The following is a 10,387-nucleotide window of genomic DNA, read 5'->3' as shown; positions in this document are numbered from 1 at the left end:
TTATTAAGAAGCCTCGAGTTAATGCTCGAGGTTTTTTTTCGTCTGTATTTCTATTATTGCCAAAACCGCAAAAATCCTCTGCGTTTTACGCTCTTTTTCCGCAACAGTCTGAAGCCCATAATCGTCTCAGTTAACGAACATTGCATTAAAAGAGGCATATTATGGCTATCCCTGCATTTGGTTTAGGTACTTTCCGTCTCAAAGACGACGTTGTTATTGCATCAGTGAAAACGGCGCTTGAGCTTGGCTATCGCGCAATTGATACCGCACAAATCTATGATAACGAAGCAGCAGTAGGTCAGGCGGTTGCAGAAAGCGGCGTGCCACGTAATGAACTCTACATCACTACTAAAATCTGGATTGAAAACCTCACTAAAGACAAACTAATCCCGAGTCTGAAAGAGAGTCTGCAAAAATTGCGTACCGATTATGTTGATCTGACGCTAATCCACTGGCCATCACCAAACGATGAAGTCTCCGTTGAAGAGTTTATGCAGGCGCTACTGGAAGCGAAAAAACAAGGGCTGACGCGTGAGATCGGTATTTCCAACTTCACGATCCCGTTGATGGCGAAAGCGATTGCTGCTGTTGGCGCTGAAAACATCGCCACCAACCAGATTGAACTCTCTCCTTATCTGCAAAACCGTAAAGTGGTCGATTGGGCTAAGCAGCACGGCATCCATATTACTTCCTATATGACGCTGGCTTATGGTAAAGCGCTGAACGATGAGGTTATTGCTCGTATCGCAGCGAAACACAATGCGACTCCGGCACAAGTGATTCTGGCGTGGGCTATGGGGGAAGGTTACTCAGTAATTCCTTCTTCTACTAAACGTGAAAACCTGGCGAGCAACCTGCAGGCAGTTAATTTACAGCTTGATGCTGAAGATAAAAAAGCGATCGCCGCACTGGATTGCAACGACCGCCTGGTAAGCCCGGAAGGTCTGGCTCCTGAATGGGATTAAGCCTCTCTGACAGCTCCTCCGGGAGCTGTTTTTACATGCTCGCTAAGGAAATCGATAAAAGCCCGGATGCGCGTACTTACCGCACGGTCGCTGTAATAGACGGCGCTGAAGGGCATTTCTACCGGCAGTACTTTGTCTGCCATTAACTCTACCAGTTCGCCACGAGCGATTTCTCTATCGATCATATAGTCGGACAAACACGCAATCCCGTTGCCACTCAAGCAAAGTTGTTTCAGTGTTTCCCCACTATTGGATGACAAACCATACTTCACCTCATGTAATTGCCCATCGCAACAGGCTATCGGCCAGGTATTGAGGGAAGCAGGTTCAGTGAATCCCAGGCAAACATGTTGCTTTAAATCGTCGATAGTTTCTGGTTTCCCGTAGCGGGCAATATAGTCAGGGGAGGCGATAATTTTTCGATAGCTGGTAAACAACGGCCTGGCTCGCAGACTGGAGTCTGTCAACGTACCAGCACGAATCGCGACATCCACTTTTCTTTCAATCAGATTAATAATGGTTTCGGAAGAGACTAACGACAAAGTCACTTCCGGATAGCGTTCACGAAATGGCTTAATTAACGGCATCAGGAAGTGTAGCACCACGGGTGTCGCGGCATCTATTCGCAACAGCCCGCGTGGCGTATTACGAGTTTCCATAATTTCTGATTCTGCTGCCGCCATCTCCTGTAAAATCGACTGTACGCGACGAAAATAACGTTCACCTTCCTCCGTCAGGCTGAGTTGCCGCGTGGTGCGATTAAGCAAGCTGACGCCAAGTTTCATTTCAAGCTTTTTTACCGCCCGGCTTACCGCAGAGTTCGCTTGTCCTAATTGTTCAGCCGCCCGGCTAAAACTTCCGCTCTCAACCACCGAAACAAAAATGGCGAGTTCTTCCGACGTAGCTTTCATTTTTGCACCTGTCGCAAAATATTAGAGGTATTTTGAATCTATTTGTTATTAAACCATTCAGATAGATGATATGTCATCCGATTCATAAGCGTTATGAGCGAGTAAAAACCTGTCAATGTAAGCGTTCACTTACAAAACAATATGCAGTTGTTCGTTGAAAGAGTGAGCTAAAATCCCTATAACAGTAGAGCCCTCCCGAGTGCGGAAGGGTTGACGTAATCGAGGTTTCAAAGTCTAAAGTGCGAAAAAACACCTATGCCATGCGCTATGTTGCTGGACAACCTGCGGAAAGGATTTTACCTCCGGGGTCTTTTGCGAGCATTGGACAGGCATTACCACCCGGTGAACCACTAAGTACAGAAGATCGTATTCGGATCCTGGTGTGGAACATCTACAAACAACAACGCGCTGAATGGTTGTCGGTATTAAAGAACTACGGAAAAGATGCGCACCTGGTTTTATTACAGGAAGCACAGACGACGCCAGAGTTGGTGCAGTTCGCGACCGCTAACTATCTTGCCGCCGATCAGGTGCCAGCTTTCGTGCTACCACAACATCCTTCCGGCGTAATGACCCTTTCGGCGGCGCATCCTGTTTATTGTTGCCCATTACGCGAGCGTGAACCTATATTGCGTCTGGCGAAGTCAGCGTTGGTGACGGTTTATCCATTGCCAGACACACGTCTATTGATGGTAGTAAATATTCATGCAGTTAATTTCAGTCTGGGTGTAGATGTCTATAGTAAGCAGTTACTTCCTATCGGAGACCAGATTGCACATCACAGCGGCCCAGTCATTATGGCGGGAGATTTCAATGCCTGGAGCCGTAGAAGGATGAACGCGTTATATCGCTTTGCGCGGGAAATGTCGCTGCGCCAGGTACGCTTTACGGATGACCAGCGCCGTCGGGCATTTGGCCGCCCGCTCGATTTTGTCTTCTACCGAGGTTTGAACGTCAGCGAAGCTTCTGTACTGGTGACTCGCGCTTCTGATCACAATCCGCTACTCGTTGAATTCAGTCCCGGCAAACCTGATAAATAAGGTAAGTCTGGTCTGCCTGGGCAGACCAACTTTGGCGCTGCCCTATGGGACGCAAGAATGCACACGCCAGACGTATTAGTGAATGCTATACGCGTTTACCAGCGATATCATCATGGTTGAAGCACATAAAGCGGCGTAAATGAAAAAGGCACCGGGGGAATCGGTGCCTTTTTGTTATCTGGTTTGTCAGGAGTCAGGCATGTTGTTGTTTTTCACAAACAACGTCAACTTATCGCCTGGTTGCAAATTTGCAGTATCGTTGTTCCAGCGCATCACATCTTTGATGTTCACGCCATGACGCTTAGCAATACTTGAAAGCGAATCGCCTTTGCGCACACGATACGTGATACTGTCGCTGTTGTTTGCCAACCGTTGGGCGCTATCACCAGCACCAATTGTCAGACTTTGGCCTGGTTTCAGCTTAGAACCGCGCAGATTGTTCCACTGCTGCAAATTTCTGGTGCTTACGCCGAGACGTGAAGCGATACTTGAAAGCGTGTCGCCAGAGCGTACGGTGTAAACACGGCTGTTAAGCGGCGTATTGTCGGCAACCAGTGTCGACTGTACGTCTGCAATTTCACCTGAAGCCAGGGATTCACGTAGTTGATCCGCATGCTTCTTTGGCACCATCACGTACTGTGGACCACTTGCGCCCAACGTGGATCCTTTCACGCCTGCGTTGAATGTCTTCAGTTTGCTGACGGAAATCCCCGCCATATCTGCAACCTTCGCCATTTCAACCGGGCTGCTCAGGTGCACACGCGCCAGAGCGCGGCTTTCATCGGTCGTCGGCAGACGTACGCCATAACGTTTGCTGTTTTTGAGGATATCACTCAATGCCAACATTTTAGGCACGTACTGCTTCGTTTCCTGCGGCAAGGGTAACGACCAGAAGTCTGTGGATTTGCCACGTGCTTTGTTCGTTTTGATTGCCTTCATGACCCGACCTTCGCCGCTGTTATAAGCCGCTACGGTCAGAAGCCAGTCGCCGTCAAACATCTTGTTCAGACGCTGCATCATGTTCAGTGCGGCTGTTGTTGAAGCAACAACATCGCGACGTGCGTCATAATTGCGGGTCTGTTTCAAACCATAATTGCGCCCCGTGCTCGGAATGATCTGCCAGATACCTGCGGCATTGGCGCCAGACGTCGCGTGAGGATCAAAAGCGCTCTCCACTATGGGTAGTAGTACCAGCTCCATAGGCATGTTACGTTTTTTAACTTGCCCGGCTATCCAGTACATATACGGCTCTGCCCGTAAAGTTACATCGTGGAGATAGCTCTTATTGCGTAAGTATTTCTGTTTTTGTTCGCGAATCCGGTCGTTTTCCGGAATTCCCATCTTTAGCTCGTCGCCTATGAAAGCCCACAAGTCACCATCTGGCGCGATAGACGTCCCATCGTCCATCCATCGTGCCTGACTTGTAAACTTTGCTGCTTCCCCTTGACCAGCCGCAGAAAGGCTCTGTGCATGCTGCTGAACGTTACCGGTACCCTGGCAACCTACAAGCAGGACAGAGGCGAGTAATATCGCTTTTGCCTTCATGTGTGTGTCAATAGTTGCTTAAAAGACGACCGATCATAGCGGCGAACGAAGCCGATGACAAGAAAGTTTTATCAGAATCTATCTTTCTTTGACCTTAACCAGGCAAAACGCTCTTCAGGGTGTTGCAATAATGTTTCTTTGTTAATTACATTAATTAAATCAATATCTTCCGTTCTTAAAAAAACATTAATTTGTCGCTCATTTTTCAGAATTACGGGCAGTGTCATTTGATTTTTAGCCCGTAACTCCTTAACTTTACGATAATAATCATTTATGGACAAATCGTGCGGAAGAATACTCAAGGCAAACTTCATATTTGATAACGTATATTCATGAGCACAACATACCAATGTATCGTCAGGTAACGCACTTAACTTTTTAAGTGATTGATACATTTGGGACGGTGTTCCTTCGAATAACCGACCACAGCCACCAGAAAACAGCGTATCGCCGCAAAATAGATAAGGTTTGGTGAAGTAACAGATGTGTCCCAAAGTGTGACCCGGTGTGGCAATTACACTAAATTCATGCCCCAAAACGAGGGCAGTTTCGCCATCTTTGACTACGAGCGTTGTTCCCTTATCTTGTGTCTCTTGTGGACCATACACCACAATTTGCGGAAATTTTTCCACCAGTTTTTTCACGCCGCCAACGTGATCGTGGTGATGGTGGGTGAGAAATATGGCCTCTGGTTGCCAGTTATTGGCGGCAATGGCCTTTAATACTGGCTCTGCGTCTCCGGGATCGACAATCAGGCAACGACCTGCTTCATTAGTCAAAACCCAGATGTAATTGTCATCAAAGGCGGGAATACTGTTAAGATTCATAGATTACCTCTCAGTGTGAAACGGAAGGTTGTGATGAAACCGGCAAGAGTCTCTCAAACTGTCGTGGCTCCCGATTGCTGGGGCGATTTGCCCTGGGGAGAGCTTTATCGCAAGGCGCTGGAGCGCCAGCTCAACCCGTGGTTCACTAAAATGTATGGTTTTCATCTGCTTAAGATTGGTAATTTAAGCGCAGAAATCAATTGCGAAGCGTGCGCGGTTTCTCATCAAGTGAATGTTTCTGCGCAAGGAATACCCGTTCAGGTGCAGGCGGACCCACTTCATCTTCCTTTTGCCGATAAATCCGTCGATGTTTGTTTGCTGGCACATACATTGCCGTGGTGCACCGATCCGCATCGTTTATTGCGTGAGGCCGATCGGGTATTGATTGATGATGGCTGGTTGGTCATTAGCGGCTTCAATCCCATCAGTTTAATGGGATTACGCAAACTTGTGCCGGTATTGCGAAAAACATCGCCCTATAACAGCCGGATGTTTACTCTGATGCGGCAACTGGACTGGCTCTCTTTGTTGAATTTTGAAGTGTTACACGCCAGTCGTTTCCATGTTCTCCCGTGGAACAAACACGGCGGAAAACTGTTGAGCACGCATATTCCTGCGCTTGGTTGCTTACAACTTATCGTTGCCCGGAAACGGACTATTCCTCTGACGCTCAACCCGATGAAACAAAGTAAAAATAAACCACGGATCCGCCAGGCGGTTGGCGCCACCCGGCAATGTCGTAAACCACAGGCTTAAACTTCGACTTGATATCCTGTATCTTCCCGCGTGGGATTCATCGCCGCGGCACGAGCCAGTTCATCACAGCGTTCGTTTTCCGGGTGTCCGGCATGGCCTTTAACCCATTGCCATTTGATTTGATGCTGACCCAACGCGGCATCGAGACGTTGCCAGAGATCGACATTTTTTACCGGTTTTTTATCTGCTGTTTTCCAGCCACGTTTTTTCCAGTTGTGGATCCACTGGGTGATCCCCTGGCGGACGTACTGGCTGTCGGTACTCAAAATGACTTCGCAATGTTCTTTTAATGCTTCCAGCGCGACAATAGCGGCCATCAACTCCATACGGTTGTTGGTGGTGCGGGTGTAGCCTGCGCTAAAAGTTTTTTCGCGTCCACGATAGCGTAAAATAGCACCGTAACCTCCCGGTCCTGGATTACCCAGACACGAACCATCGGTGAAAATTTCTACCTGTTTAAGCATCTCTGGTAGACTTCCTGTAATTGAATCGAACTGTAAAACGACAAGTCTGACATAAATGACAGCTATGAGCACTGCAATTACACGCCAGATCGTTCTCGATACCGAAACCACCGGTATGAACCAGATTGGCGCGCACTATGAAGGCCACAAGATTATTGAGATTGGTGCCGTTGAAGTGGTGAACCGTCGCCTGACGGGCAATAACTTCCATGTATATCTGAAACCCGATCGACTGGTGGACCCGGAAGCCTTTGGCGTACACGGTATTGCCGATGAGTTTTTGCTTGATAAGCCCACGTTTGCCGATGTGGCTGATGAGTTTATGGATTATATCCGTGGCGCGGAGCTGGTGATCCATAACGCAGCGTTCGATATTGGCTTTATGGACTATGAGTTTTCGCTGCTCAAGCGTGATATTCCGAAGACTAATACCTTCTGTAAGGTTACCGATAGCCTTGCGGTAGCGAGGAAAATGTTTCCCGGTAAGCGCAACAGCCTCGATGCGTTATGTGCTCGCTACGAAATAGATAACAGTAAACGAACGCTGCACGGGGCATTACTCGATGCCCAGATCCTTGCCGAAGTTTATCTGGCGATGACCGGTGGTCAAACGTCGATGGCTTTTGCGATGGAAGGTGAGACGCAACAGCAACAAGGTGAAGTAACAATTCAGCGTATTGTGCGTCAGGCAAGTAAGTTACGCATTGTTTTTGCGACAGATGAAGAGCTCGAAGCGCATGAAGCCCGCCTCGATTTGGTGCAGAAGAAGGGCGGAAGTTGCCTCTGGCGGGCATAATTATCCATAAAAGGCGCTAAAAATAGTATGTTGGGCGATTTTTGCAGCAAACGATTCAAAAGATAAGAAAAACCGTTGACGAAGGACGAGGTAATCCGTAATATTCGCTCCGTTCCCAACGGAACACAACGCGGAGCGGTAGTTCAGTCGGTTAGAATACCTGCCTGTCACGCAGGGGGTCGCGGGTTCGAGTCCCGTCCGTTCCGCCAAATTCTCTCATGATAATGAGTTCAAAGAGTCGCAACTTTCTAAGTTTGCGACTCTTTTGTGTCTAAATTTTGTCACTCTCCTTCTGATATCTCTTTTAGTTGTGGTGCTGGTGCGTTAATCGCTTGTGTAACCCTATTCATTCGTATCCCGGGTATTATCAATTCATTCATGGTAAATATATTTACCATACTATGTTTTTTATTTTTATATTCATTATATGAATTTGTAATTGATATTATTTTGTTTTTGTTCTGATTGTGGTGGGATATATAATCAGAATCGGATATTATGATAATTAATACAGACGAGGGAGTGTCCGGTTATGAATTCCAAAGTAGTTTGTTGTTTATGTGTGATGTTTTCACTTCTTGTGGGGTGTGCCTTAAAATCTCCTATTGATGCAAAGAAAAAAAACACTCCAACTGAAAAAAACATGAGTAAAAACTCAAGCTCGCAACTGACCGATAAAGATCTTTTTGGAAATGAAACCACGCTGGCGGTTTCGGAGGAGGATATTCAGGCGGCGCTTGATGGAGAGCAATTTCGCGTGCCGCTCAACTCCCCTGTGATTTTGGTGCAATCAGGTAGTCGCGCGCCAGAAGCCATTATGCAGGAGGAGATGCGAAGATATTATACTGTCGCCACATTTTCAGGTATTCCAGACAGACAAAAAGTACCGACTTGTAGTAAAAATAAAGATGAGAACCAGGATATCGCAGCCGCTGAAAATATGAACTGGATGCAGGCGCTGCGTTATGTCGCTGCAAAAGGACATCAGAAAGCCATTATCGTGTACCAGGATACATTACAGATCGGAAAATACGACCCTGCACTGAAATTAACTGTGTGGTCCGACTACAAAAGTGAAAAACTGACCGATACGATATCGCTGCGCTATCTGGTACGATTCACGCTGGTGGACGTGGCAACCGGCGAATGGGCTACCTGGTCGCCGGTAAATTATGAATATAAAGTGCTTCCACCACTGACCAGCAAGAATGAAGCCAGTACGACTAATGTGACAGAGCAGCAAATCATGCAACTTAAGCAAAAGACATATAAAGCAATGGTAAAGGATTTGGTTAACCGCTATCAATAATAAATTATATCTGCCGCCAGTAACTTCTGGCGGCAATGGAATGATACAAAATTCTTTGTATAAGAATTTTTTCCTGACAAAGGAAGTACCACAAATAAGAAAGGACATATAATTCTAAGTTCAAACTATTTATTTTAATATGGTTAACTATTTTAAGTTCTTAATCATCCCGATGAGAAATATATTCATTATTACATTCCACGCCGTTTTTAATATAGATTGCACCAGGGAAAATTCCTTTGTTATTACTGCAGGGGTGATAATGAGCATTGACGTATCCTGTGACAAAGGGGGCCATTAAAGGTGCTATGGCGATAGCTATTAATAAAAAGTAAGAGTTAACTGCATTGTTATATCTGTGGAGAAATTGATAACTTTCGTTTTTTTGATTAAGAATGATTTTATTATTGTAAGTAAAATCACATGAATGTTTAAAAAGGAAAACGATATGAAACCAAAGCATAGAATCAACATTCTCCAGTCGTAAAATATTTCCGTACAGCCTTTTATTATTGAATACAGATGGTTAACACCAGTAAAAAATAAAGATGCATTGAATGCAGGAAAAAATAATATGGCTATAAAAAACATCGAAAGAAAGTCTTTCAATTTAACATGTAAACGCATAGTTAATCCTTATACCACGGGGGAGTGTTAAGAACATACATAAATGGAGTCATGTTTTCCCTTTTCCATTTATCAATTTCCTGTTGCCGTTTTAGTCCATCTCTAATCGCATCTTTTAATTTTTCTGATAAATGGTATTGAGTATCGATTTCATTTAAAACAACTGTACACACTATCCCTGTCAGTAAAATTGCTCCCCCTACAAGAATTACTGGAAAGCCAAAACTAAGACAGGCGAAAGAAGCCAGGCTTCCAATAGCGGTTGCAACACCGCCTGCAATCACTGCTTTAACAACATCCATAGAAATATCGCCAAGAAAATTAACCAGATCCCGCTCAGAACTCATAATAAATTCTATGGTTCTCCAGGCTACTGAAAACCAAATACAGAACTTAACTCCTTTTATTGATTCAGATAAAGATCCTCGCCAGCCAACAGCGAGTTCCAGGACTTGAGGTGCTCGTGAAGAGAAAATATATTTACCAAGTTTTTCTAAAAGCCAGGGACTGGATGTTGTGATTTTTATATACTTCTCTCCAAGTATTTCAAAATAACTGGCTTTTGTATGCTTTAAAGCATTAAGGTTAAATATGATTTTCCCATTTTCATCAAGCCCAGTCGTTAACTTACCCGCGTTAGATAACCAGGCGAGTGTATCTTTTATACCTGAAGGATGTGTAGTGATAAAATGAATGTAATCAAATGATGTTATTGGGTTGAGTATTTTTTTTGCAACTTCAAGTGTCAAGAGAATAACATGATGAGTGTTCTGACGCCTTAACTCATCAATGAGAGGAACATCGTCAAGATAAGGGTGCTGAGGTACTAGCTGGTTTATCGGTTGAGACCCCCGAAGAATGTCACCCACATAATCAGCCCACTGTGCATTCTGTGTGTTTTTATTATTCCTTAAACCAGCCATTTTATCTCTCCACAATAGAAGATTATTATATTATTACTGTATACGATCCTGCCATTTACTCATTGCATTTGTCCCGGCTAATGTATGCTCCCATGAAATTGTTTCATAAATAAATGTAATTCTTTCCTGTGGCTCCAGTTCTTTTTCCAGGACTGCATGTGGTATGACAAAATCAATGCTTGATATTCTGGCTTTTGACAGGTTTATTTTATAGTAAGGCTGGG

11 protein-coding genes, 1 tRNA gene and 2 pseudogenes are annotated in these 10,387 nt (G+C 45.2%); 7 read left to right on the top strand and 7 right to left on the bottom strand.

Annotation, left to right across the window (positions count from 1 at the left end; genetic code table 11):
• The first annotated feature begins 161 nt into the window (after window positions 1-161).
• A complete protein-coding gene (gene dkgB, locus EA14781_RS20265; RefSeq protein WP_000997008.1) occupies window positions 162-965 on the top strand; it encodes a 2,5-didehydrogluconate reductase DkgB in 804 nt (267 codons plus the stop codon).
• Here the strand turns inward: dkgB and yafC are convergent.
• Entirely contained in the window at window positions 962-1,876 is a 915-nt protein-coding gene (yafC, locus tag EA14781_RS20260) for a DNA-binding transcriptional regulator YafC (protein WP_000648594.1), read from the bottom strand. The genes dkgB and yafC overlap by 4 nt on opposite strands.
• A gap of 239 nt (window positions 1,877-2,115) precedes the next feature.
• Here yafC and EA14781_RS20255 point away from each other — a divergent pair, with 239 nt between their 5' ends.
• Complete coding sequence (locus tag EA14781_RS20255) at window positions 2,116-2,916, top strand: endonuclease/exonuclease/phosphatase family protein (RefSeq protein ID WP_001230977.1); 801 nt, start codon at window positions 2,116-2,118, stop codon at window positions 2,914-2,916.
• A gap of 45 nt (window positions 2,917-2,961) precedes the next feature.
• Window positions 2,962-3,055: pseudogene (locus EA14781_RS25355) on the top strand (SAM-dependent methyltransferase); the annotation flags it as partial.
• Window positions 3,056-3,102: 47 nt separating this feature from the next.
• Here EA14781_RS25355 and mltD read toward each other — a convergent pair.
• Together mltD and gloB are read right to left on the bottom strand one after the other, a co-directional pair.
• A complete protein-coding gene (mltD, locus tag EA14781_RS20250) occupies window positions 3,103-4,461 on the bottom strand; it encodes a murein transglycosylase D (RefSeq protein ID WP_000644672.1) in 1,359 nt (452 codons plus the stop codon).
• Between the two features lie 71 nt (window positions 4,462-4,532).
• Complete coding sequence (gene gloB, locus EA14781_RS20245; protein ID WP_001052760.1) at window positions 4,533-5,288, bottom strand: hydroxyacylglutathione hydrolase; 756 nt, start codon at window positions 5,286-5,288, stop codon at window positions 4,533-4,535.
• 33 nt (window positions 5,289-5,321) lie between these two features.
• Between gloB and EA14781_RS20240 the strand changes: the two genes are divergently transcribed.
• Complete coding sequence (locus tag EA14781_RS20240; protein WP_002430288.1) at window positions 5,322-6,044, top strand: class I SAM-dependent methyltransferase; 723 nt, start codon at window positions 5,322-5,324, stop codon at window positions 6,042-6,044.
• Here EA14781_RS20240 and rnhA read toward each other — a convergent pair.
• Window positions 6,041-6,508 (bottom strand): ribonuclease HI, encoded by a 468-nt coding sequence (gene rnhA / locus EA14781_RS20235; RefSeq protein WP_000917887.1) that lies wholly within the window; start codon window positions 6,506-6,508, stop codon window positions 6,041-6,043. The two genes, EA14781_RS20240 and rnhA, sit on opposite strands and share 4 nt — an antisense overlap.
• 64 nt (window positions 6,509-6,572) lie before the next feature.
• Between rnhA and dnaQ the strand changes: the two genes are divergently transcribed.
• The 3 genes from dnaQ to EA14781_RS20220 all read left to right on the top strand — a co-directional run bounded on the left by dnaQ (window position 6,573) and on the right by EA14781_RS20220 (window position 8,613).
• Window positions 6,573-7,304 (top strand): DNA polymerase III subunit epsilon, encoded by a 732-nt coding sequence (gene dnaQ, locus EA14781_RS20230; RefSeq protein ID WP_002430287.1) that lies wholly within the window; start codon window positions 6,573-6,575, stop codon window positions 7,302-7,304.
• A gap of 132 nt (window positions 7,305-7,436) precedes the next feature.
• A tRNA-Asp gene (locus EA14781_RS20225) sits at window positions 7,437-7,513 on the top strand.
• Between the two features lie 323 nt (window positions 7,514-7,836).
• Window positions 7,837-8,613, top strand: a complete 777-nt coding sequence (locus EA14781_RS20220; protein WP_001086364.1) for a lipoprotein YafT — start codon at window positions 7,837-7,839, stop codon at window positions 8,611-8,613.
• Window positions 8,614-8,773: 160 nt separating this feature from the next.
• Here the strand turns inward: EA14781_RS20220 and ykfM are convergent.
• The 3 genes and pseudogenes from ykfM to EA14781_RS20205 form a co-directional block, all read right to left on the bottom strand.
• A pseudogene (gene ykfM, locus EA14781_RS20215) lies at window positions 8,774-9,240 on the bottom strand (protein YkfM).
• Between the two features lie 2 nt (window positions 9,241-9,242).
• Entirely contained in the window at window positions 9,243-10,163 is a 921-nt protein-coding gene (locus EA14781_RS20210) for a hypothetical protein (RefSeq protein WP_000908050.1), read from the bottom strand.
• Between the two features lie 33 nt (window positions 10,164-10,196).
• Window positions 10,197-10,387, bottom strand: a 191-nt coding sequence (locus EA14781_RS20205; protein ID WP_042336130.1) for a type VI secretion system tube protein Hcp, incomplete at its 5' end; no start/stop codon positions are given.

This window comes from Escherichia albertii NBRC 107761 = DSM 17582 (assembly GCF_000759775.1).
Taxonomy (GTDB): Bacteria; Pseudomonadota; Gammaproteobacteria; order Enterobacterales; family Enterobacteriaceae; genus Escherichia; species Escherichia albertii.
This window is presented reverse-complemented; position numbering and strand designations above follow the sequence as displayed.

What these genes read in the sequence shown, in the direction of transcription:
- dkgB (WP_000997008.1), top strand. Translation starts at nt 162, where the DNA reads ATGGCTATCCCTGCATTTGGTTTAGGTACTTTCCGTCTCAAAGACGAC.
- yafC (WP_000648594.1), bottom strand. Translation starts at nt 1,876, where the DNA reads ATGAAAGCTACGTCGGAAGAACTCGCCATTTTTGTTTCGGTGGTTGAG.
- mltD (WP_000644672.1), bottom strand. Translation starts at nt 4,461, where the DNA reads ATGAAGGCAAAAGCGATATTACTCGCCTCTGTCCTGCTTGTAGGTTGC.
- gloB (WP_001052760.1), bottom strand. Translation starts at nt 5,288, where the DNA reads ATGAATCTTAACAGTATTCCCGCCTTTGATGACAATTACATCTGGGTT.
- EA14781_RS20240 (WP_002430288.1), top strand. Translation starts at nt 5,322, where the DNA reads ATGAAACCGGCAAGAGTCTCTCAAACTGTCGTGGCTCCCGATTGCTGG.
- rnhA (WP_000917887.1), bottom strand. Translation starts at nt 6,508, where the DNA reads ATGCTTAAACAGGTAGAAATTTTCACCGATGGTTCGTGTCTGGGTAAT.
- dnaQ (WP_002430287.1), top strand. Translation starts at nt 6,573, where the DNA reads ATGAGCACTGCAATTACACGCCAGATCGTTCTCGATACCGAAACCACC.
- EA14781_RS20220 (WP_001086364.1), top strand. Translation starts at nt 7,837, where the DNA reads ATGAATTCCAAAGTAGTTTGTTGTTTATGTGTGATGTTTTCACTTCTT.
- EA14781_RS20210 (WP_000908050.1), bottom strand. Translation starts at nt 10,163, where the DNA reads ATGGCTGGTTTAAGGAATAATAAAAACACACAGAATGCACAGTGGGCT.